Source organism: Enterococcus sp. C63 (genome assembly GCF_040887215.1).
In the GTDB taxonomy this organism is placed as follows: domain Bacteria; phylum Bacillota; class Bacilli; order Lactobacillales; family Enterococcaceae; genus Enterococcus_B; species Enterococcus_B hirae.
In genome coordinates, this window is sequence record NZ_JBFOFI010000001.1 from 68925 (window position 1) to 94073 (window position 25149).

Sequence of the window (25149 nt, forward strand, 5' to 3'; positions counted from 1 at the left end):
TTAACAAGCCAATCAGTTAAAATAATTGATTCCCATTGCAGTTTTGACTTCTGCTAGAGTTTGAGCAGCGACTTTCGCAGCTGCTTCACTACCGTCTCTTAGGATCGCCATCACAGCAGCTGGATCTTTCGCTAATTCTTCTCTTCTAGCACGAATTGGAGCAAACTCTTCTTCCAAAACATCAATCAAATAGCGTTTGATTTTCACATCACCTAGACCACCACGACGATAATGAGCTTTCATTTCTTCAATCGCATTTTTGTCTTTTCCAAACACATCAAGATAAGTGAACACCATATTGCCTTCGACTTGACCTGGATCTTCCACGTGGATGTGATTTGGGTCTGTGTACATACTCATTACTTTTTTCTTGACCACATCAGCAGGATCAGAAATATAGATGCCATTACCCAATGACTTGCTCATTTTTCCATTCCCATCGATGCCAGGCAAACGGCCCATTCCTTTTGGTGGGAAAACGCCTTTTGGTTCCACTAAGACGTCGCCATACGTGTGGTTGAAACTTTGAACTATTTCTTGTGTTTGTTCAAGCATTGGTTTTTGATCTTCACCAACAGGAACTAAATTCGCTTTGAAAGCTGTGATATCAGCAGCTTGCGATACAGGATAAATAAAGAATCCAGTTGGGACACCTTCACCAAATTTTTTCTGTTCGATTTCTGTTTTAACTGTAGGATTACGACGGACACGCCCGACGCTGACTAGGTTTAAATAGTACATAGTCAATTCAGCTAATTCTGGTATTTGCGATTGGATAAAAAGCGTTGATTTCGTAGGATCTAATCCAACAGCTAAATAGTCTAAAGCAACTTCAAGTACATTTGAAGAAACCTTCTCAGGGTTTTTAGCGTTATCGGTTAGGGCTTGCATATCTGCAATCATTACAAAAAGTTGATTGTTTTCATCTTTTTGCATTTCTACCCGTGTTTTGAGTGATCCTACATAATGCCCTAAATGTAACTTGCCAGTCGGGCGATCACCTGTTAGAATAATATTTTTCAAAAAAAACACCTCTTTACGATTTGTAAGACTAAGCACTTAATATCTTACCGTTTTTTGGAGGAAGAAACAACCGTTCTAAATCAAAAGACGAACAAAATGCAGAAAAATAGCAGATGTAAGAAGCAAAGGAGAAAAATAACGAAAGAAAGTTTCAAAGAAACTTTACAAAATACGTAAGTTTCAGATATAATATGTTCTATTATATATCTTTAAATATTTTCTTACTAAATAATAATGGGAGTGTAATGATATGGCAATGATTAAATTTGATAACGTGGAAAAATACTACGGCAAATTCCATGCTTTGAAAAACATAAACCTCGAGTTTGAGAAAGGGGAAGTCGTCGTTGTCATTGGTCCTTCAGGTTCAGGTAAAAGTACAATGTTACGATGTATCAATGGATTAGAAACGATCTCTTCTGGAAGATTGTTAATCAATGATATCGACCTTCAGGACAAAAAAACAAAATTGACCGAAGTCAGAAAAAATGTTGGAATGGTTTTTCAGCATTTTAATCTATATCCTAATAAAACCGTTTTAGAAAACATTACACTTGCACCGATTAAAGTATTAAAGCAAGATCAAGCAAGTGCAGTGAAAAACGCGGAAAAATTCTTAGAAAAAGTCAACATGCTCGACAAAAAAGATTCTTATCCATCTATGTTATCTGGAGGACAACAACAGCGTGTGGCAATTGCCAGAGGTTTGGCGATGAATCCGGAAATGCTGTTATTTGACGAGCCTACATCTGCTTTAGATCCGGAAATGATCGGGGATGTACTTGATGTGATGAAAAAATTAGCTCGTGATGGGATGTCAATGATCGTCGTGACCCATGAAATGGGATTTGCAAAAGAAGTAGCAGATCGGGTTATTTTCATGGCGGATGGCCAAGTATTAGAAGATAGCCGCAATGTAAAAGACTTCTTTGAGAACCCTAAAGAACCTCGGGCACAACAATTTATTAGTAAAGTAATCAATCATTGATAGGAGGAATAAAATGCGTAAGAAAACAATGATTCGTTTGCTTTTCCTTTTGGGTCTGGTCTTTTTGATATTAGCAGGCTGCAAAGGAAAAAGTGTCGCTGAAGAAAATATTCTGGAACGAAGTAAGCAAAACAACACCATAACGTGGGGTGTAAAATACGATACTCGCTTATTTGGGATGATGGATATCAAAAGTAGTACGGTTCAAGGATTTGATATCGATATCGCTAAAGCGATTACGCAAGAGATTCTTGGAAAGGATGGGAAAGCAGAATTTGTGGAAGTTACCTCTAAAACACGGATTCCGCTATTAAAAAATGGAAATATTGATGCGATTATTGCGACAATGACCATTACAGATGAACGAAAAAAGCAAGTTGATTTTTCTGATGTTTATTTTGATGCCGGACAATCTTTATTAGTCAAAAAAGGAAGCCCGATTAAAAGCGTAGATGACTTAAATGCTGAAACAACTGTGCTTGCAGTCAAAGGATCAACTTCTGCAGTAAATATCCGAGAACATGCTCCAGATGCAAAAATTCTTGAACTAGAAAACTATGCCGAAGCGTTTACTGCTTTACAATCAGGACAAGGAGATGCTATGACGACCGATAATGCCATTTTGTTGGGAATGGCTGACGAGAACCCTGACTATACTTTAGCAGGTGGGACGTTTACCAATGAACCTTATGGAATTGCGATCAATAAAGGACAAACAGAATTTTTGGATGCCGTAAATCAAGCGTTAAAAGAACTCATTGCTAACGGCACATATGATCAGATTTACCAAAAATGGTTCCCAGATACCACCCAAGGAAAAGTGAATTAAGGAGGGGAAAGAATGGCTGAGTTGCTGCAAACATATGGATCAACCTTCTTAGAAGGGTTTAAAATCACTATCTATTCAAGTGTGTTAGCTTTATTATTTAGTTTGATTATTGGAACACTGATGGCAATTTTTCAATTGTCAACGAACAAAGTGATCAGTGGACTAGCTAAAGCGTACGTGGAATTTTTTCGAAATATCCCATTGTTGATTATTGTGATGTTCTTTTATGTCGTCCTTCCGATCTATTGGATTAGTTTTGACGGCTTTCAAGCAGGGACGATCGGTTTGACGATCTATACTTCGGCATTTATTGCAGAAACCGTTCGTTCAGGGATTCAAACAGTGCCAAAAGGGCAAACAGAAGCGGGATTATCAGCTGGTTTGACCTATGCGCAAACGATGCGGTTTATTATTTTGCCGCAGGCTTTCAAGATCGTCGTACCACCATTAGGAAACCAATTTATTAATTTAGTAAAAAATTCATCGATTTTAGCTATCGTTGCTGGGTTAGATTTAATGTATCAAGGGGACTTAATTGCCAGTGAAACTTTCAACACTTTTGATACCTATATCATCGTGGGTCTTTTTTACTTAGTAATTACATTACCTTTGTCTTACTTGATGACATATTTAGAGAAAAAATGGGCAGTTCGTTCATAGGAAGGGGAGAACAAAATGGATTTTAGTGGTGCTTTTTCATGGATGAATATCCGCTTCTTATTAGAAGGATTAAAAGTGACTGTGGAGGTTTCATTATTTTCAATCATCTTTAGTTTTTTGATTGGCGGGATTTGTGGTGTGGTTCGTTTTGCCAATATACCTTATCTTTCAAAAATACTAGGAATACTAATTGATATTATCAGAAATCTTCCATTGTTATTAATCATTTTCTTTACGTATTTTGCCTTACCACAAATCGGTATCCAAATGAATATTTTTTGGTCAGCCGTAGCAGCATTGACGATTTTTGAATCGGCTATGTTATCAGAAATTTTTCGAGCAGGGTTGAATGCCGTTCCTAAAGGACAAATGGAGGCTGGTCTTTCCACAGGATTGTCTTATGTAGAAACGATGAGAATCGTCGTTTTACCCCAAGGATTTAAATCAATGATCCCAGCAATCGTGAGTCAGCTGATTTCATTGATCAAGGATACATCATTAGCAGTGATCATTTCCTTACCTGAATTGACTCACCAAGCACGAATTGTTTACGGACAAAATACCAATTATGTATTGCCAATGTTTGTGGCAATGACATTGATGTATTTTGCTGTCTGCTATGCTTTATCCTTACTTTCTTCCTATTTAGAAAAAAGAAAGTACAGCTATTAGTCAAAAACTTAGCATGCTCGTTGTTCAATGAAAATTGTTCAGCGAGTATTTTTATTTGATTCGTCAATGTAAAACTTAGATCGTTTTTCTCTTCAACGATATTGTGAGAGAAAGTAGTCGTAGACAAAGATCAGCTTAAAAACATAGCTTACAGTTTTGTTCGTTCAGTTCATTTAAAAATATGGACTGTCTTGACAGTAGGAAGTATACTAAGTGTCGTTAGGTAAACGTATTGAAATGAGAGAATGCCTAACAGAGTTTGTGGTAACTATAATGGATAGATAGAGAAAGAGATGTTGTTAGATGGAAGAGATTATAAATGCTTTTCAAGCAAACCCGATATTTTCTACGGGATGTATTATTTTTATCATAGGTGTGTTAATTTTTTGTTTTGGAAGAAAATTATTTTTCGTTCGTTGGCTATTGGGAGATACCAGTATGTTCGGACAACTATTTTGGGGACTGATTTTATCAGGTATCGGACTAGCAATCATTGTCTATTATCGAATGTAATTGGACTAATTGTATACGAATGATCCATTGCTTGTGACAAACAGGAAATGGTAAAAAGAAAGAAGTTTCTGTAAGATTTTCTAGAAATTTAGTACATTTTTTGTGTAAGAGTTCGTTTATTTAGGAAAATGTCAAAAATGAATGAACAAATTGGTCGGTTAGAAAACCAGCTGTTCTGAACGACTGCTAAAGCAAAAAAGGGGAGCTCGCGTGAAGTAGAAGTACGATGTTCTAGTGGTCGATAGATCATTCAATCAACAATTTGTGACAAACAGAAGTGGATAAATTAAGAATCTTCAATTTTAATCTAGTATAGGCAGGCATCATCCATTCTCTATAAGTGGGTGATGACTGCTTTTTGACAGAATGGTTATCGGATAGTAACTCGAAAAACAACATGTCTAGTGATATCAGATGCCAAAAAATTCTTTCTGCAGAAATAAAAGTTACTTAGATACTCCTTTTTTCTGATAGTTTAACAAGGTAGTATATAACTTTTAAAGGAGAGAATAACATGCCAAATGATAAACAAAAAATAGCAGTAATACGGACAGGAAGTCAATATGCTATTGCTCTTCAACTAATCAAGGATCATAAGCTTGTGAGGGGAGAAGCTAATAGTTCGGAAAAGTTAGCAACATTAGGTAAAATTCTTTCTAACTATAAGAGAGATTCTGCAGAAGGGATTATCTCCTATCTTCCGCTTCTTCCAGAAGAGAAAAAACTGTTACGACAAAGGAACATCCAAATGAATAGTGATGATAGAATAGTAGTGGATGATAAAAATAAAACCTTTTATATTAACTACCTTAATCAAAAGTATGATTTAAGCAAAAAAGCAGTTTTGTCGAAAGAAACAAAACATGCACTAATTCAAGACCTTGATAAATTCTATTTCGATTCTTTGGACCTTAACAGGTTTACTTCCTTTATTTATGATTTAGATGTGATCGCTAGAAGAGATGTTCAGACACTCTTAAAGAAGCAAACGCCCAAGATAGAAAAATCAATAAAAAAGGCAAGAGAAGATATAGCGGTTGATCAAGTGAAAGAAAGATTTAAGATGAACAGACACTATACTGAAATTCCCCCAACACTAATGGTGCAATTTCAAGACGAGTTGAAAAAATCTGAATACATAAGCAAAAAGAGGCAAAAAATAGAAATTGAGAAATTAAAAAATGAATATAAGTCTCCAAGTAAACCAAATGAAAGACAGGAATATTTCAAGATGAGTGTAAAAGAATTTCTTGAAAAAGGAAGCTCAGAACAAAGAAGCCTTAATAAAAGAAAACGTGAGCAAGGAAAATCCGAGCAAGGAAGACTTACGAAAAAAAGAATTGAGCAATTAAAAACATCTGTACTACCAAAGTCACAGGCATATCTAAACAAAAAGGATCAATTTCAAAGATAGTGATCAATAAACTCTAAGAATAATTACATAATAAATGAGTGTGGGATATTGATCTGATTAATATCCCACTTTTTATGGCTAAATTAAAACTGGGATTAAAAAATCAATGAAATATTATGAAAGGAATTGTTATGTATAGGAATACTCAAATATAATTTCATGATGCATTTTTCTTTGAAAATACTATTCTTGACCTTGTATTCTCAGAAATTAAAAGTAATAACCTAGAATTTTAATCAATTAAATGGTATTAAATTGCAAAATTTTCTTTTCTTGGAAATAAAAGTTTTCTTATGTATTTTTTTTTCTGATAAATTGATGAAGCAGTACATAAAATTTTAAAGGAGAGAATAACATGCCAAACATGGAACAGAAAAAAGAAACAAATCAAAAAATTGCAAATAATGAAAGCGAACGACCTCGAAATACTTTGTATAATCATGCTACTATAGCTTTTCAACTAATCGAAGAGTGTAAGCTTGAGGAGGGTGAACCTGTTAGTTCGGAAACATTAGCAGCAATAGGTGAATTTCTTTCTGAACTTAAAGATGATGTAGCAGAAGGGGTCATCCAACGACTTCCACTTCATCCAGATGAGAGCAAACTCATACAACCAAACAACCTAATAGAGACCCAAAATACAATAGAAGTAACTAGCCAAAATAAAACTTTTTATATTGACTACCTTAAGACAAGGCATAAGATTCACTCAGATACACGTTTGCCGAAGGAAACAAAAGATGCACTAATTGGAGACCTTAATAAATTTAAGTTTAATCCCTTGACTCCTGATACGTGTATAGCATTTATTCATGATCTAAAAATAATCGCTGAACAGGACGTTAAGGAACTTATAGGAAATCAAACGTCAAGAGTGGAAAAATTAATTGAAGAAAGAAAAGAAAATGAAGCGGTTAAGCAAGCGATAGCAAGTTTTATGAAGAATAGACACTTTACTAAACTTAACCCCACCATATTAAAGCAATTCATAGATGAGTTGGAGAATAGACCAAGAATAAGCCGAGAGAGACGAGAAAAAGAAATTGAGAAGTTTAAGAGTGAATATAACTATGATGAAAAAGAATATTTTAAGGTAAAAGCAACAGATCAAGTTTCATTAAGTGAAAGACTAAATAATTCAGATTTAAAACCAGAAACTCTACTAAACCAAAATGTACAACAAAAGACTCCACCACCGATTCCACCAAAACCAAAAGTATCTGTTCAAAGTAATTCAATAAATGCTACGGCACAGGATAAGCTAGTATCCATGTTGGCTGAATCAGCAAAAAGACATTATCAACTTTCAAAGAATCAACCGACAGCTCCAGAAAAACTACATACAATAGCAAATGAAGTGGTGGATTTAGACCTTAATATAGACCAGAAACAAGAGCTTATAAGTACGCTTCCTATGTCAAAATCAGATAGAGACAAACTTCGGAATATATTCCAAAGTAATGCAATAAATGATAAGGCAGTATCCCTGCTGATTAAAATAATAAAAAGCGATTATCAACTTTCAAAGAGTCAATTTACAGCTCCAAAGGTTTTACATGAAATAGCCGTTACCATTGAGAATAGTGTACTTGATCAAAATTATATGAAAAAAGTTCCTGAAGCTCTTGGCATGCGAATAGAAGATGAAAAAACACTTCGAGATATGATCAGCGAAAGCCTGAAACAGCAACCCAAAAAATTACAAGAAAATAAGACAGACACTAAAATAAATGGGAAGACTATAGATCAAGTGCAGACTGAAAACATGATATTGTTATCTGATGCAATGAACGCAGCATTGGGACTTAAAGCGAACAAAAAGGTAGACCCGGAAACGCTATCTATGATGGCCGAATTTATTGTTAACAGTAGCCTTGATAAACTCTCTCAACGCAATTTAGTTGATGAGATTTTGATTACTAAAGAAGATAAAAATAACCTTATCAAAATAATGAAAGAAAAAACAGCGTTGCTGAACAGGGCGCACGGAACTTCACAAGAACCAGCTAAAACAAACCTAAACTCAACAAATCAAGTTTCATTGAGTGGAAGACTAAATAATTCAGATTTAAAACCAAAAACTCTACTAGACCAAAATGTACAACAAAATAATCATTTACCTAAAAAGTCAGATGAATTTAGTCGATGAACAATAATTGCTGGCTCTTTATCAAATGATGTTGGTAAAGAGAAATCTTAGAATAATTTGGACGAGATTGGGACAATAATACTTTTCAAAAAGAAAATCAGGCTGATTTTTCTTATTTTAGACACTTTTTCCTGCATTCTGCTTTGAAATAGCACCAATTATTATTTAAAGGCAACATCCGTTTCTGGAATATATTATTGTTCTACATCTAGTGGTAAAGTTGTTTGATTGATGGTATAATTTTTAAACATAAAAGCATGCTCCTTTTTGATTGGGTTGGGTTACTTTAATCTCACAAGGTTGCGTGCTTTTTGTGTACCTTAAAATCAAAAAAATGGGGCAATAATCAGATTTTTTTTCTGACTATTGTCCCAGTTCAGTTCTTTTTATTTGGTTAAAATAGTTTTATCGTGTCGAATTGTGATCCGTCGTTTGAAATTATAAAAATTTCGAAAACAATAAGTATTGTGTTTTAATACTTTAATATGGTTGTTTAAACATTCTAGTGGTCCGTTTGAATAACTGTAGCGGAGGACATTTTGGATCTGTGGCAGAAACTTTCTAAATGTTCGCAAAGTTATCGCATAAGTTTCAGGTAACTGGCTGACTTCTCTGGATAAACAGTCCTCAAATAGTGAATGATCTCTTTTCTTTACTCATAAAGAACATCTTGGTATAACTGATAGCCTTGTCGTAGATCGGGACAAGTAGCTAACAATCGGTCGACAATCTCACTTTCAGTTAAGTAATCTTTGAAACTGGAACACCAAACCCGTTTTTCATAGTTCAACTTTGCTTCTTCTTTTTGTAGGAGTTTCCAATAACGTTTCATTTTTCTACCAAGCCCACGTTGGTATTGAGAAGTACTTTTAAGTCGTGCATTGGTTTCCTTCACTCGGTGGTTTAAAAAAGTTCTTCCTATATGTTGAATAATGTGGACACTCTTCGGGCGTGTATTGAAGAGTACCTTTGTAAATCAAGCAAAATTTCTCTTTATATCTTTCTTTGGTTTAACAATTTACCTCAAAATAGATAGTTAGGTCTAGAATATTTAGGGGATCTTTGATAAGCTGAGTACAAGACATCTTGAATTATCCTATGAATTGGTTCGTCAAATTAATTCTAAAGGATTTCAGGGTGTCTTTTCTATGTTTTTACATCATGAAAAAGATGTTGGTAAATTTCACCAACATCAAAAAATATAGAGCCCAAATTACATAGTATATGAGCTCGGGTCGTTAATCAGAAAAAATTGGATGAACGATCCGATTTTTATAGCTAAATCAAAAATAGGATTAAAGAATCAATGAAATATTATGAAAGGAACTGTTATGTATAGGACTACTCAAATACAATTTTTTGATGCATAATTCTTTGAAAATACTATACTTGACCTTGTACTCTCAGAAACTAAAAGTAGTAACCTAGAATTTTAATCAATTAAATGGTATTAAATTACAAAAATTTCTTTTCTCGGAAATAAAAGTTTATTATGTATTCTTTTTTTCTGATAAATTGATGAAGCAGTATATAAAATTTTAAAGGAGAAGATAATATGCCAAACAAGGAACAGGAAAAGACAAAAACTATTCAACAGGAACCAACTGAATTAAATCCGAGTACAACTAAAGAAAAAGAGAATAGTCCATTCATAAGTAAAAAGAGAGCAAAAGAATTGAAGAAGTTTGAGAGTAAAGTTAGGAAAAAAGAGGATAAAGCGGTTAAACAAGTGATAAAAAAAGTTATGAAGGATGCAGACAGGATTCAAGATCATTCCCAAATATTTAAGTATCTCACATATGAATTTAAGAATAGTCCATTCATAAGTAAAGAGAGAGCAGAAGAAGAATTGAAGAAGTTATATAGAAAAAAAGAGGATAAAGCGGTTAAACAAGAGATAAAAACAGTTATGAAGGATGCAGACAGGACTCAAGATCATTCCCAAATATTTAAGTATCTCACATATGGATTTGAGCATAATCCATTCATAAGTAAAGAGAGAGCAGAAGAAGAATTGAAGAAATTTAAGGGTAAAAATAGAAAAAAAGAGGATAAAGCGGTTGAGCGAGCGATAAAAACAGTTGTGAATAATAGAGACATTACTGGAAGTAGTGTATTGAGGTATCTTAAAAATGAGTTGACAAAAAGTCCATCCATAAGCCGACAGAGAGTAGAAGAAGAAATGGGGAAGTATGAGGGAGGGAATAATGTTAGAAATAGTTCTGAAGTTCCAGAGAACAAAGATAGAGGAGAAGATCTTAAAGAAAAATTAAATAGAGTATCTAAAGAAGAAAACTCATCCCCAGAAAGAGCAGCTGTATCTCAAGACCTACAGCATAAGCAGGATAACCCGTTACATAGATAATAATCAATAAACTCTAAAAATGATTACATAATAAATGAGTGTGGGATATTAATCAGAAAAAAATTGATTAATATCCCACTTTTTATGGCAAATTTAAAACTGGGACAGAAGAATCACTTCTGATTCTATACCCCCAAAAAAAGTTAGACAAAAATAATCAGAGGGCTGATAAAATAAGGATTCTCACGTCATTTATTTTTTATATCTGTCATCAAGCGTCTTACTGTATAGCGGAAATAGTATCCGTTGAAATACGGGAAAGAGAATCAAATAAAAAAAGAAATTACCTATACCATGGGCGAGATCAAAAGGAAGTCCTTGAAAATAGTAAGCCCAAAAAGAGGGAAGTTGATAGATGAAAGTTTCAATTCGTGAAACAATCAAACCGTAAATTAATCCACAAATAAAGCTCAAAATTGCTTGAATAGTCACATGCTTAGCGACTATAGGTAACTGATTCATCCAATGAAAAAACAAAACAATCCCGCTGAAGGCGAGCATTTGACTGATTGTCCAAGTCCCTAATCCTAAATATAGATTAGTGATGAATAAGCTCAATATGGAGACGATTAAAGCATCTGTTAAAGAACCAAATGCCGCAAGTAGTAAAAGAATGGCTGTCATAGGTTGAATATTTGGTAACCAAGCAAAAAAAAGTCTGCCTACGACACAGGCAGCAATTAATAATGACAAATAAGCAAATTTGTGAATCGTAAAGTAAGGTTTTTGTTTAAATGTGTTCATCTTTTGAGGCTGCTCCTTCACTGATAATAGTTCTCATTATATCATAAATTTTTTTTATTACAAGATTGAAAAACACATGATGTAGTGTGATAATAATTAACAGACACTATATATAGTGTTTTTTATGATAAGGTGGCGATGGAATGGGAATTTATTCAAAAAAATATATAGAAAAACTTAATCAGGATATACGGAATTATCCAGAGGTCAAACCTATTGATCCACAAATGAAACTGACATTTGAAGGGATTTCACGCTTGGTCATGTTGGATCGATATACTTACAAAGATCCACATAATCAGACGTTAACCATAGGTGATCTAGTCGTCTTGACGGTACATGCGGATCCACAATACCCGGCTCGTGGAATTGGAACGATCATTCAGCACTCTGGAGACGATTTAACGATCGAAGTGGAAGAGGAATTTCGCTCCTCTTTGACTGATCCTGAAGAAATAGCTCGTGGATTCGTTAAAAGAAACAAAAGTGAAGTTGAAAAACCTTTAGAGCTGTATTATGAACAAATTGCTGCTCGAGTTGCTTTCGGAATTAGTCAAGTCGAGGGCGATAGAAAAGCTGAATTTTTTGAAGATTTTTACAAACAATTGACTGAACAAAATTTGATTCCTGCAGGAAGGGTGTTATATGGTGCTGGTACGCAATCAGAAGTCACATACTTTAATTGTTTTGTCATGCCATTTATTCAAGATTCTCGTTCTGGTTTAGCAAAACACCGAGAAGAAGTCATGGAAATCATGAGTCGTGGTGGTGGAGTAGGAACGAACGGCTCAACCTTGAGACCAAAATCGGCTGTCGTACATGGCGTAAATGGAAAATCTTCTGGTGCTGTTTCTTGGCTCAATGATTTAGCTAATCTCACCCATTTAGTCGAGCAAGGAGGAAGTCGCAGAGGGGCGCAAATGATCATGCTCAATGATTGGCACCCAGATATTTTTGAATTTATTATTTCAAAAATCCAGAATCCGTTGATCCTGCAACAGTTGATAACTACAAGTCAAAATCCCCTAATCAAACAATTAGCAAGCGAGAAACTAGCTTTTTCTCCTTTAACTCAAGAAGAAAGGGAGCTATTTGAAGTCTTGGTTAAGGAAGAGGGGCTTTTGCAATTTGCAGAACATGCTTTCATCAAAGAGGCTAAGCAAAAATTAAAAATGGGTGGAAGTTATAGTGTCAAAGATCCTGACTTCTTAACAGGGGCGAATATTTCAATCTGTCTGACAAAGGAATTCATGGCAGCTGTCGCACAAGATAAGACCTATGATTTGCGTTTTCCTGCTATTGACGAGTATACAGAAGTAGAAATGGCTGATTATGATCAACATTGGGCTGAAATCGGTGATGTTCGTGAGTGGGAAGCGACAGGACGTAAAGTGAAAGTTCATCAAACAATTCGAGCCAGAGAGCTTTGGGAATTGATCACTTACTGTGCTACTTATTCTGCGGAACCAGGGATCTTTTTTATTGATAACGCCAATGAGATGACTAATGCTGCTGCCTATGGACAAAAAGTCGTTGCAACAAATCCTTGTGGAGAACAGCCATTGACACCGTATGCGGTATGTAATCTTGCAGCTATCAATTTAGCGAATATGGTAGATGAGCACCAAGAAATCGATTTTCAAAAAGTTGCAGAAGTGGTTAGAACCAGTGTACGTTTCCAAGATAATGTTATTGATGCGACCCCTTATTTTTTTGACAAGAATGAGCAACAAGCAAAAGGGGAACGTCGTATTGGTTTAGGGGTGATGGGCTTAGCCGACTTATTGATCTATTGCGGCAAAACGTATGGCTCTAAAGAAGGAAATGCGTTAGTCGATCAATTGTTTGAAACGATTGCCGTTACAGCTTATCAAACGTCGATCGAATTGGCAAAAGAAAAAGGAAGTTTTCCTTATTTAGTTGGTAAGAACGAAGAAGAAACACGACAATTACGTGAGCGTTTTATCCATTCTGGGTATATGAAAAAGATGCCAGAACATATTAGGCAAGGTGTCTTAACTTATGGAATCCGTAATTCACACTTATTAACCGTTGCACCAACTGGCTCGACAGGTACGATGACTGGTGTTTCCACGGGATTGGAACCTTATTTCTCTTTTTCCTACTTTAGAAGCGGTCGCTTAGGAAAATTCATTGAAGTACACGCTGAAATCGTTGACGAATATCTAGCGAAACATCCAGAGGCAGATGCCTCAGAGTTACCGGAATACTTTGTCTCAGCAATGGAGCTTTCACCAGAAGCTCACGTGGATGTCCAATGTACGATCCAACGATGGGTTGATAGCTCCATTTCCAAAACAGTCAACGCACCTAAGGGATATCGTGTTAAAGAAGTAGCTGATATTTACGAACGACTTTATCAAGGTGGGGCAAAAGGCGGTACGGTATATGTTGACGGTAGCCGAGATTCACAAGTCCTGACTTTATCAGCGGAAGAAAATAGTTTTACCGATGAGCTAGTAACATCAGAGGTACACTCAGATGTTTTGCTAACAGAAGCTTCAAACGACTCAGCAACGAGTGAAGAGCGCTGTCCGATTTGTCATGAAGGTACAATTGAAGAAATCGGAGGTTGCAGTACTTGCACCCATTGTAAAGTACAACTAAAGTGTGGATTATAAGGTTAAAAAGGAGCATGGTACCATGAAAATCTATACTAAAAGTGGTGATGCTGGGATGACTAGTATTATCGGAGGGCAACGGCTAGCTAAGTCAGCTTCTCGTGTTAGAGCTTATGGAAGTGTGGATGAAATCAATTCTTGGGTAGGAACGATCGTTGCAGAATTAGATCCTGATAAATTTGCGCTTTTGATCGAACAATTAATCCAACTTCAACGATTACTATTTGATATCGGAACAGATTTTGCCACACCAACGGAAGTCAAAGAACGGATCGTGACTAAAAAAGATTTGGAGAAAATGGAAGAAATGATTGATTTTTATCAAGAAAAACTACCGGTGATCGACAAATTTATCTTGCCTGGTGGACATCCAGTAGCAGGGCATTTCCATCTTGCCCGAACAGTGACCCGAAGAGCGGAACGTGAAATCACTCAATTGATTTTGGAAGAAACAGAAACGAATCAAATGAGTTATAAACTGATTAATCGGTTATCGGATCTCTTTTTTGTCTTGGCACGTTATGTCAATGTGGTTTATCATATTAAAGAACCATTCTATGAGCGAGCTGAAAAAGTATTCCATTAATTATTTATCAGACCTTACTGTTTGAATTAAAATCTAACTGTCTAAGAATCATATCTATAATGGTTAAAGTGATAACTTAAGTAAATTCTTTTTACAAATTAATAAATAGGAGTGTTTTTTTTGAAGAAATTCATAGTATTATTAGCTGCTTTATCAAGTATGATCGTTATGACTGGTTGTCAATCACCTACCACGACAGAACAATCAAGCGCTCAATCACAAGCCACTACAAAAAAAGTGACCATCACTTTGCAAGAAGAGGGAAAAGAACTATCGGCAAAAAACGTTACTTACCAACCAAATCAGACCTTGCTGGAATTACTAAAAAAACAGTTTTCAGTGAAAGAAGACAATGGTTTTGTGACGGCAATTGATGGGCATGCACAAGACAAAGATAAAGGATTATATTGGACGTTCACAATCAACGGCAAAATGGCGGAAAAAGGAGCAAATGATATTAAATTATCACCTAACGATCAGATAGTGTTCAATTTAGCAACATTCAAGTAAGAGTGTAACAGTTCAAAAATTAACTTGAGCGTGCGGTCAAAGTATTCGTATGAACAAGCTGAAAAAACGAAAAGCAGTTATTCTGATTTTCGTTTTTTTTTGATTAGTTTGAATATCTGTTAAAAAAAGGTTTTTGGTCAATAAGAACTGATAAGTTGCGCAAAATCAAATCTGGGTCAGAATGTACCTCATTCTATCTCAGCTTTTTTGTTCTTTCACTTTGTCTCATAATTTGATCAAAAAGCTTCTAATTTTCATGTTGATATTGATTTGAATTTGCAGGCTACATGTTCTTCTGCTTTTTATAAAGTAATACTATTTTTGCAAATCACCGCACGTGGATGCCAAATATTCAAAAAATTATTTTTAAAGAAATAGTTAGGTATAGCAGTACCTAAATAAAATTCTGTTGATGTAGAAAATCCTTTGAGAATACTATTTATGATCAAATATTCCCAGAGATTAAAAACGATAATCTAGATTTTGAATAAATGCAATAGTATTAAATCCCAAGAATTTCTTTGTTTAGAAATAAAAGTTTTTGATGTCCTTTTTTTTCTGATAAATTTATAAAGCGTATATAAAATCTCAAAGGAGAAAACAGCATGCCAGACAAGGAACAGAATATAAATAAAAACAATGAAGAGAAAGTTAGCATACAGTCCCAAGATCAGCGTGGTTTTTTTTATAGACTATTCAATAAGTATAAATTTACGAAAAAGAAACGTACTGATCTGGAAACATCAGCAGCATTGGATAAAGATCTTTCTAAAGATCATCAAGCTTCAACTGAAGAAATTCCCTCCTATCTAAAATCTCTTCTAGAAGAGAAAAATCTGTTAAAACAAAGAAATATAGAAATAAATAGTAATAATAGAACCTTTTTTATTAACTATCTTAATGAAAAACATAGACTTAATTCAAACATGCCTTTGTCGGAAGAAACGAAAGCTGCACTAATTGAAGACCTTGATAAATTCTATTATATTCCTTTAAAAACTAGTACGTGTCATAACTTTATTTTCGATCTGAATATAACTAGAAGGGAATTAACTAGGCTTAAAGATGATCAATTTCTAAAGGTGAATGAATTAATAGCGCAGCTAACAGATGATGCTACTATAGCTATTACAAATAAATACCAACTTTTAGAGAACCACACTGTCTCCGAAGAAAAACTAGAGGCAATAGCAAATGAGGTCATGGATTTAAATCTTGATGAGGAAATGAAAAGGGCGGTTATAGCTAAACTTGAACTATTAAAAGAAGATCGAGCCACTCTTCGGAAAATATACAGAAAAAAACAAGACACATTGAAAACACAGGAAAGTAAGACAGATGCTAATTTAAAAGAGATTACAAAAGATGACGATGAAATATTATTTTATCAGCAAGTAGATGATGCAGCTATAGCTATCATAAATAAATATCAGCTATCTATCCCCGAAAATAAACTAAAGGCAATAGCAGATGAGATAATGGATTTAAATCTTAGTGGGGAACAAAAAGAGGAGGTTATTTTCCAACTTGGACTACAAACAGAAGATAGTGCCACTCTTTGGAAAATATACAAAATAAATTTGATGAAAGCAGGACAGTTATTTTATCAGCAAGCAAACAATGCTGCTATTCATGCTACTATAGCTATTATCAATAAATATCAGCTTTCAGAGAACCAATCTGTCCCTGAAGAGAAACTAAAGGCAATAGTAAAGGAAATTATGGATTTAAATCTTAGTGAAGAATACAAAAGAGAGGTTATTTTCGAGCTTAAAATATCAGAAGAAGATCGAGCCACTCTTCAAACAATATATAGAGAAAGACAAGACTTTTTAACAGCGCAAGAAAGTAAGACAGATGCTAAAATAGATGAGAACACAAAAGGTGAAGATAAAGTATCATTTTATCAGCAAATAGGTGATGCAGTTATAGGCATTATAAATAAATTTCAACTATTTGTCTCCGAAGAGGAGTTAAGGAAAATAGCAAAAGAGATTTTAAATTTAAAATTAAGCGAGGAACAGAAGAAAGAGGTTATTATCTATCTTGGAATACAAAGCGAATATAAAGATGTTCTTCTGGAAATATTTAAAGAATTACAGAGATGGCCAACACCACCCCAAAATAAGTTAGAAGTTATAATAAGAGGGGCTAAAGCATTACAGTTATTTAATCAGCTAGTACATGATTCAGTTACTTATATTACAAATAAATATCAACTTTCAGAAGATCAAGCTACTCATCCTAGGAAACTAAAGGCAATAGCAAAAGAGATTATAGATTTAAACCTTAGTGATGAACAAAAAAGAGAGGTTATTAATGGTCTTGAAATACCAGAAGCTGATAGAGAAGCTTTTTGGAAAATATACAGAAAACTTGAGATATTGCCAAAAAAACAAGAAAGTAAGACAGACTCTAGAGTGAATGGGCGGACACAAGATGGGTATAGTGACGATAGGGCACAATTGATTCATAAAAATAAGAAGCAAATTGTCAGAAGAAATTTTGCCGAAGCAGCACCATTTTTTTTTAAGGGAATAAATGATGCTACTATAGCTATTACAAATAAATATCAACTTTCGAATGACCGACCTACCTTCCGAGATAAACTAGAGAAAATGGTAAATGAGATTATAGATTTAAATCTTAGTGAGCAACAAAAAAGGGTGGTTATTAGAGTACTTGAAATATCAAAAGAGGATAGAGTCGCTCTTAAGACAATGTACAGAGAAAGACAAGACTTGTTAAAAATACAAAAAAATAAGACAGACGATGAAGTGTTCTTTTATCATGGAGTAGATGATGCAACTCTAACTATTATAACCAACTATCAACTTTCAGAGGACCAACCTAATCCCCCAAAAAAACTAGATGCAATAGCAAATGAGATTTTGAATTTAAATCTTAATAAGCAACAGAAAAGAGAGGTTATTTTCGAACTTGAAATACCAGAAATAGATAGAGATAAACTTAATGAATTAATAAATAAAAAAACAACGTTGCTAAACCAGGTAGAAACTTTACAAGAATCAGCTAAAACGAACCTGGGCTCAACATTAAGTCAGGGACTAAATAATCTTGAATCAAAACCCACTACGCCACTACAGACGTCATTAAAATCAAAATTAAGATCTCTACTAAAGAAAAGTGAGGATAATCTAGGATCGGAACCACCGATATCGCTAAAACCAAATGCATCAAAAGATAATCCTTTAAAAAGAGTAAACAGTCTAAGCTCGAAACCACAGACTCCACTAAACCCAACGATTCACTTATCTAAAGGTTTAGATGAATTTAGTCGATGAACCATAATTGCTCAAGCCGAATCATTTTCTGAAAAGGGATTGTTCGGCTCTTGCTGTTTTAGGGATGGTTAATATTTTTCATCTCTTCGTCAATAAGTACTGATGAGTGATGCAAAATCAAATCTGGGCAAGAAAGCACCCCGTTCTTTCTCAGATTTTTTTGTTTTCTCACATTTGTTCGTTAATTAATCAAAAAGTTTCTATTTTTCATGATGTCATTGAATTAAATTCATAAATTACGTATTTCTATATTTTTATACAGGAATACTATTTTTTTCAAATCACTACACGTGGTTACGCAAATATATTCAGAAAAAAATTATGAAAGAAATAGTTATGTATAAGTGGACTCAAATAAAACTTTATTCATGCATAATCTTTTTGAAAACACTATTCTTGACTAATTATTTTCAGAAATTAAAAATAATATTCTAAAATTTGAACAAATACCATGGTATTAAATTCCAAGAATTTCTTTATTTGGGAATAAAAGTTTTTGATGTCCTTTTTTTTCTGATAAATTTATAAAGCAGTATATAAAAGTGCAAAGGAGAAAACAACATGGAAAAACTAAATAAAAAAAATAAAGAGAAAGTAAGCGTACAGTCCAAAAATCAGCGTGGTATTTTTTATAGACTAAAGGATAGGTTGAAACTAAATAAAAAAAACGGAAAAAAAGTAATTGTACAAGCCGAAGATCAGCCTTCACTTGCTTATGAACTAACTAATAAGTATAAACTTGAGAAAAATAAATCTGATGATATGAAAGCACTAGTAGCATTAGGAAAAGATCTTTCTAAATATGACCCAGCTACAATCGAAGGAATCCTCTTCTATCTTCCATTGACTCCAGAAAAGAAAAACCTGTTTCAACCAAGAAATAGAATAGTACAGCCTGAAGATCAGCAAAGTCATGCTTCTAGACTAACCAATAAGTACGAACTAAAAATGGAACGTACTAATCCGGAGAAATTCGCAAAATTAGGTAGAGAACTTTCTAGATATGATCTAGCTACAATCGAAGGAATCCTGTTACATCTTCCACTGATTCCAGAAGAGAAAGACCTGTTACAACCAAGAAATAGAATAGTACAGCCCGAAGATCAGCTTGAACTTGCTGATAGATTAATCGATAAGTATAAACTAAAAAATAAACATACTAATCTGAAAACAATGGCAGCATTAGGAAAAGATCTTTCTAAATATGATCCAGATTCAACCGAAGGAATCCTCTTACATCTTCCATTGATTCCAGAAGAGAAAAAACAGTTAAAACCAAGAAATAGAATAGTACAGCCCGAAGATCAGCTTGAACTTGCTTATAGAATAACCAAAAAGTATAAACTAAAACATCAACATACTAATCTAAAAACATTCGTAGCATTAGGAAAAGATCTTTCTAGATATGATCCAGATTCAACCGAAGGAATCCTCTTACATCTTCCGCTGATCCCAGAAGAGAAAAACCTGTTACAACCAAGAAATAGAATAGTAAAACCCGAAGATCGACTTGAACTTGCTGATAGATTAACCGATAAGTATAACCTAAAAATGGAATGTACTGATCCGGTGACATTCGCAAAATTAGATAGAGAACTTTCTAAATATGATTCAGATTCAACCAAAGGAATCCTCTTACATCTTCCGCTGATTCCAGAAGAGAAAAAACTGTTACAACCAAGAAATAGAATAGTAAAACCCGAAAATCAGCCTAATCTTGCTTATAGATTAACCAAAATGTATAAACTAAAAAATCAACATACTAATGTGAAAACATTAGTAGCATTAGGTAAAGAACTTTCTAAATATGATCCAGATTCAACCGAAGGAATCCTTTTACTTCTTCCGTTGATTCCAGAAGAGAAAAACCTGTTACAACCAAGAAATAGAATAGCACAGCCCAAAGATCAGCCTGCTCTTGCATATGAACTAATGGAAGAGAAAAAGCAATCTACTAATACGGAAACACTAGTAGCATTAGATAAAGATCTTTCTAAAGGTGATCCAACTTCAAGCGAAGGAAACATCTCCGATCTTCCATTGATTCCAGAAGAGAAAAACCTGTTACAACAAAGAACTATTGAAATGGAAAGCATAGATAGAACCTTTTTTATTGACTATCTTAATGAACAACATAACCTTAATTCAAACACGCCTTTATCGGAAAAAACAAAAGCTGCACTAATTGAAGACCTTGATAAATTCTATTATCTTCCTTTGAAACCTAGTACGTGTTATAACTTTATTTCCGATCTACATATTATAAATAGAGATGATGTATATGAGCTTCTAAATGATCAAATTCCCAAGGTGAATGAATTAATAACGCAGGTAATAAATAATGCTACTCTAGCTATTACAAATAAATATCAACTTTTAGAGAACCAATCTGTCCCCAAAGAGAAACTAGAGACAATAGCAACTGAGATCCTGGATTTAAATCTTGGTGAAGAACAGGAAAGGGAGGTTATTGCTAAACTTGAAATCTCAAAAGAAGATCGAGCTACTCTTGAGGAAATATACAGAGAAAAACGAGACTTATTGCAAACACAAGAAAGTCAGAAAGACGCTGAAATAAAAGCTGCTACTCTAGCTATTACAAATACATATGAACTTTCAGTTGAAAAAACTACTCCTCAAGAGAAATTAAAGGCAATAGCAAATGAGCTTATAAATCGAAATCTTAGTACATTACAGGAACATGAGATTATTTACCTGCTTGAAATAGAAACAAAAGACAGAGACACCCTTCGGACAATATACAAAGAATTAAAAAAAATACAAGAAAGTCAGAAAGACGCTAACGTAAAAGCTGTTACTATAGCTTTTACAAACATATATAAACTTTCAGAGGATCAACCTAACTCCCAGAATAATTTAAAGGCAATAGCAAAAACGATTATGGATTTAGATCTTAGTGATGAACAGAAAAGAGAGGTTATTCTCGAACTTGAAATACCAAAAAAAGATAAAGACACTCTTCGAAAGATGTATACGAACGAATTAGAGAAGAACTTGAATGGGGAAAGAATTGCTACAGCTATTTCAAGTAAATATCAACTTTCAGTTGAAAAAACGACTCCTCAAGAGAAACTAAATACAATAGCAAAAGAGATTACGAAATTAAATCTTAGTGATGAACAGAAAAGAGAGGTTATTCTCAAACTTAAAATACCAGAAAAAAATAAAACCACTCTCCGAGAAATGTACTCGAACGAATTAGAAAAGAACTTGAATGGGGAAAGAATTGCTACAGCTATTTCAAGTAAATATCAACTTTCAGTTGAAAAAACGACTCCTCAAGAGAAACTAAATACAATAGCAAAAAAGATTACGAAATTAGATCTTAGTGATGAACAGAAAAGAGAAGTTATTAGAATACTTGAAATACCAGAAAAAGATCAAGACACTCTTCGAGAAATGTACTTAAACAAATTTGAGGAGAAATTGAATTGGAAAATAGTTACTAAAGCTATAGATATTTCAAGTAAATATCAACTTTCAGTTGAAAAAACGACCCCTCAAGAGAAACTAAAGGCAATAGCAAATGAGCTTATAGATTTAAATCTTAGTAAAGTACAGGAAAAGGAAAAGGAAATTATTCATCTACTTGAAATAGAAACAGAAGATAGAGACACTCTTCGGACAATATACAAAGAACTAAAAAAAATACAAGTAATTAAGAAAGTTGCTCCTCTAGCTATTACAACTAAATATGAACTTTCAGAGGATCAATCTAACTCCCCAGAAAAACTAAATAAAACAGCAAAAAAGATTGCGAATTTAGATCTTACTGATGAACAGAAAAGAGAGGTCATTCTCGAACTTAAAATACCAGAAAAAGATAGAGACACTCTTCTATCTATATACGAAGAACAAAAGAAAGTTGCTAATATAGCTATTATAAAAAAATACCAACCTACCGCCCTATATGATCTAAAGGAAATAGCAAAACATATTGCGAATGAAAGACGTAATAATGTCAAAAAAAAATCAACAGAATCAGAACAATTATTTCAGCAGAATGTAAATGCTGTTGCTACTACTATTACAAATAAGCATCAGCTTTCAGAGAATCGACCTGCAACCTCGAATAAACTACATAGAATAGCAAATGAGGTTGTGTATTTAAACTTTAATATAGAACAGAAACTGGAGCTCATGCGTACGCTTACCTTGGCAAAAGCAGACAAAGACAAGCTTCTGAATATATTCTCAAATAGTGTAATAAATGATAAAATCGTATCCCTATTGGCTGAAGAAATAAAAGTAGCTTACCAACTTTCAGAGAATAAAACTATCTCTCCAAAGGATTTACATGAAATAGCAATTATCATTGAGAATAGTTATCTTGATGAGAAGTATATGGAAACGGTTCCGAAAGCTCTTGACATGGGAAGAGAAGATAAAAAAGCACTTCGAGATATAATCAGAGAAAGAGCGAAACAACAAACAGAAAAAAAACAAGAAAATGAGGCGGACATTAAAATAAATGGGAAGACTATAGCTGAAGTACTAGATGACAACGCACTTTTGTTATCTCGAGCAATGAACACTGCATTAGAACTTAAAGAGAACAAAAAGGTAGAACCAGAAATACTATCTATGATGGCGGAATTTATTGATAGCAGAAAACTTAATGAAATAAATAGACGGAATATGCCTTATATGCTTACTTTGACTAAAGAAGATAAAGAAGAGCTTAGTGAAATAACAAATGAAAAATCAAAATTGCTAAATAAGGAACTCGAAATTTCACAAGAACCAGCTAAAATGAACCTAAGTTCAACATTAAGTCAAGGACTAAACAATTTAGATTCAAAACCAAAGAATCCACTACAGACATCACCAAAACCAAATTTAAGAACTCTACTAAATCAAAGTGAGAATACTCCAGGCTTGGAACCAAATACGTCGCCAAAACCAGGAACTTTACCAAAAGCACCAGCCCGGATTAATCTATTAAATGCTGTGGTACAGAATAAGATAGTCTCCCTATTGGCTGAAACAATAAAAGTAAATTATCAACTTTCAGAGAATAAAACTACCTCTCCAAAGGATTTACATGAAATAGCAATTACCATTGAGAATAGTTATCTTGATGAAAAGTATATGGATACACTTTCTGATAATCTTGTCATGAGAATAGAAGAAAAAGAAGCACTTCGGGATATAATCAGAGAAAGAGCGAAACAACAAACAGATAAAAAACAAGAAAATGAAGCAGACATTAAAATAAATGGGAAGACTATAGCTGAAGTAGTGGATGACAACGCGCTTTTGTTATCTCGAGCAATGAACACTGCATTAGCACTTAAAGAGAACCAAAAGGTAGAACCCAAAATGCTATCTACGATGGCGGAATTTATTGGTAGCAGAAAACTTAATGAAATAAATAGACGCAATATACCTTATATGCTTACTCTCACTAACGAAGATAAAAAAGAGCTTAATGAAATAATCAATGGAAAAACAACTTTGCTAAGTAAGCTTCCCGAACTAGATAGAACAAACCCAAATCCAATAGATCAAGTTCCATTACCATTGAATCAAAGACTAAGTAATCGAGGATCGGAACAAAATACTCTACCAAAACCAAACAAAAATATAAAACAAATGAATTCTTTATCTCAAGGATCAGCTGAAGTTAGTCGATAAACCATAATTGCTCAGAGACTGGGACAAAACTTGTCTCAGTCTCTTCTAGTATCTCTAAAACGAATCGCAATCATTCATGATAAGTGTAGATAAAGAGCAATCTTCATCTGCTAAAAACAACTAACTTAAGATCATTAAGTCAAACTAGTGATTCTTTAGATCGACTGTGTGAGCTATTCAAGCTTTATGGATAGAAGTACAAAGGTAGTACTTGAAAAATCACCTTAAAAAGTCCACAATAAGGAAGATAGAATTTATTGAGAAAAAGGATGATACTATTGACTGATAATCGCCCGATTGGTTTTATTGATTCAGGTGTTGGTGGATTGACGGTGGTCAAAGAAGCATTGAAACAATTACCAAATGAAAATATCTTATATGTTGGAGATACTGCCCGTTGCCCCTATGGTCCTAGACCGGCAGAACAAGTGATCGAATTTACTTGGGAAATGACGAATCATTTGGTGGAACAAAACATCAAAATGTTAGTGATTGCCTGTAATACTGCTACTGCGGTTGCTTTAGAAGAAATCAAGGCGGCACTTCCTATTCCAGTCATTGGTGTGATCTTACCTGGGACAAGAGCAGCTGTTAAACAAACAAGAAATAAACAAGTAGGGATTATCGGAACCCTCGGAACGATCAAAAGTCGTGCTTATGAAACAGCGCTGAAAACGAAGGTACCTGAACTTGCCGTGACTAGTTTGGCTTGTCCAAAATTCGTTTCGGTAGTGGAAAGTAATGAATATCATTCGTCAGTGGCAAAAAAAATCGTTGCCCAGACACTAGCGCCATTGGTTACTAAGAAAATCGATACATTAGTATTGGGTTGTACCCATTACCCTTTGTTACGTCCGATTATCCAAAACGTTATGGGAGAAAGTGTAACATTAATCGATTCAGGTGCAGAGACTGTCGGGGAAGTTTCGATGTTGCTGGACTATTTTGAAATCAGCAATTCAGTCAATGAGGGGCGGACGTTATGCCAATTCTATACGACTGGTTCAGCTAAGCTTTTTAAAGAGATTGCACAAGATTGGTTGATGCTCGATCAGTTGAATGTTGAGCATATTGAATTAGGAGGAAAATAA

The 25149-nt window shown here is 34.2% G+C and carries 16 protein-coding genes and 1 pseudogene; 14 read left to right on the forward strand and 3 right to left on the reverse strand.

The genetic code is table 11. The features are described 5' to 3' along the window. Positions 1-12: 12 nt before the first annotated feature. Entirely contained in the window at positions 13-1023 is a 1011-nt protein-coding gene (gene trpS / locus AB3H90_RS00315) for a tryptophan--tRNA ligase (protein WP_010719301.1), read from the reverse strand. Between the two features lie 250 nt (positions 1024-1273). On the opposite strand from trpS, the gene AB3H90_RS00320 reads away from it, so the two are divergent. From AB3H90_RS00320 to AB3H90_RS00350, 7 genes are all read left to right on the forward strand, one after another. Next, entirely contained in the window at positions 1274-2011 is a 738-nt protein-coding gene (locus AB3H90_RS00320; protein ID WP_010719300.1) for an amino acid ABC transporter ATP-binding protein, read from the forward strand. A 13-nt stretch (positions 2012-2024) separates the two neighbouring features. Next, on the forward strand, positions 2025-2840 hold the full coding sequence (locus tag AB3H90_RS00325; protein WP_010719299.1) for a transporter substrate-binding domain-containing protein: 816 nt from the start codon (positions 2025-2027) through the stop codon (positions 2838-2840). A 12-nt stretch (positions 2841-2852) separates the two neighbouring features. Beyond that, entirely contained in the window at positions 2853-3500 is a 648-nt protein-coding gene (locus AB3H90_RS00330) for an amino acid ABC transporter permease (RefSeq protein WP_010719298.1), read from the forward strand. A 15-nt stretch (positions 3501-3515) separates the two neighbouring features. Then, positions 3516-4172, forward strand: a complete 657-nt coding sequence (locus AB3H90_RS00335; RefSeq protein WP_368015920.1) for an amino acid ABC transporter permease — start codon at positions 3516-3518, stop codon at positions 4170-4172. A gap of 303 nt (positions 4173-4475) precedes the next feature. Beyond that, positions 4476-4685 carry a hypothetical protein gene (locus AB3H90_RS00340; RefSeq protein WP_010737487.1) on the forward strand — a complete coding sequence of 70 codons (210 nt, stop codon included), beginning with the start codon at positions 4476-4478 and terminating at the stop codon, positions 4683-4685. A 514-nt stretch (positions 4686-5199) separates the two neighbouring features. Continuing rightward, a complete protein-coding gene (locus AB3H90_RS00345) occupies positions 5200-6099 on the forward strand; it encodes a hypothetical protein (protein WP_010737488.1) in 900 nt (299 codons plus the stop codon). A gap of 355 nt (positions 6100-6454) precedes the next feature. After that, on the forward strand, positions 6455-8248 hold the full coding sequence (locus AB3H90_RS00350; RefSeq protein WP_368015921.1) for a hypothetical protein: 1794 nt from the start codon (positions 6455-6457) through the stop codon (positions 8246-8248). A 386-nt stretch (positions 8249-8634) separates the two neighbouring features. On the opposite strand, the pseudogene AB3H90_RS00355 reads toward AB3H90_RS00350, so the two are convergent. Continuing rightward, positions 8635-9333, reverse strand: a pseudogene (locus AB3H90_RS00355) (transposase). A 470-nt stretch (positions 9334-9803) separates the two neighbouring features. On the opposite strand from AB3H90_RS00355, the gene AB3H90_RS00360 reads away from it, so the two are divergent. Then, complete coding sequence (locus AB3H90_RS00360) at positions 9804-10613, forward strand: hypothetical protein (RefSeq protein WP_161638126.1); 810 nt, start codon at positions 9804-9806, stop codon at positions 10611-10613. A gap of 192 nt (positions 10614-10805) precedes the next feature. On the opposite strand, the gene AB3H90_RS00365 is transcribed toward AB3H90_RS00360, so the two are convergent. Beyond that, positions 10806-11357 carry a DUF6580 family putative transport protein gene (locus AB3H90_RS00365; protein WP_081129009.1) on the reverse strand — a complete coding sequence of 184 codons (552 nt, stop codon included), beginning with the start codon at positions 11355-11357 and terminating at the stop codon, positions 10806-10808. A 143-nt stretch (positions 11358-11500) separates the two neighbouring features. Here AB3H90_RS00365 and AB3H90_RS00370 point away from each other — a divergent pair, with 143 nt between their 5' ends. From AB3H90_RS00370 to racE, 6 genes are all read left to right on the forward strand, one after another. Further along, positions 11501-13999 (forward strand): vitamin B12-dependent ribonucleotide reductase, encoded by a 2499-nt coding sequence (locus tag AB3H90_RS00370; protein WP_368015922.1) that lies wholly within the window; start codon positions 11501-11503, stop codon positions 13997-13999. 22 nt (positions 14000-14021) lie between these two features. Next, positions 14022-14585 carry a cob(I)yrinic acid a,c-diamide adenosyltransferase gene (locus AB3H90_RS00375; protein WP_368015923.1) on the forward strand — a complete coding sequence of 188 codons (564 nt, stop codon included), beginning with the start codon at positions 14022-14024 and terminating at the stop codon, positions 14583-14585. Positions 14586-14696: 111 nt separating this feature from the next. Next, positions 14697-15095, forward strand: a complete 399-nt coding sequence (locus AB3H90_RS00380; RefSeq protein ID WP_223603268.1) for a DUF4430 domain-containing protein — start codon at positions 14697-14699, stop codon at positions 15093-15095. A gap of 605 nt (positions 15096-15700) precedes the next feature. After that, positions 15701-18400: a hypothetical protein gene (locus AB3H90_RS00385; protein WP_368015924.1), complete on the forward strand. Its 2700-nt coding sequence runs from the start codon at positions 15701-15703 to the stop codon at positions 18398-18400. 561 nt (positions 18401-18961) lie between these two features. After that, positions 18962-24058: a hypothetical protein gene (locus tag AB3H90_RS00390; RefSeq protein WP_368015925.1), complete on the forward strand. Its 5097-nt coding sequence runs from the start codon at positions 18962-18964 to the stop codon at positions 24056-24058. Between the two features lie 269 nt (positions 24059-24327). Continuing rightward, positions 24328-25149 (forward strand): glutamate racemase, encoded by an 822-nt coding sequence (racE, locus tag AB3H90_RS00395; protein WP_010737494.1) that lies wholly within the window; start codon positions 24328-24330, stop codon positions 25147-25149.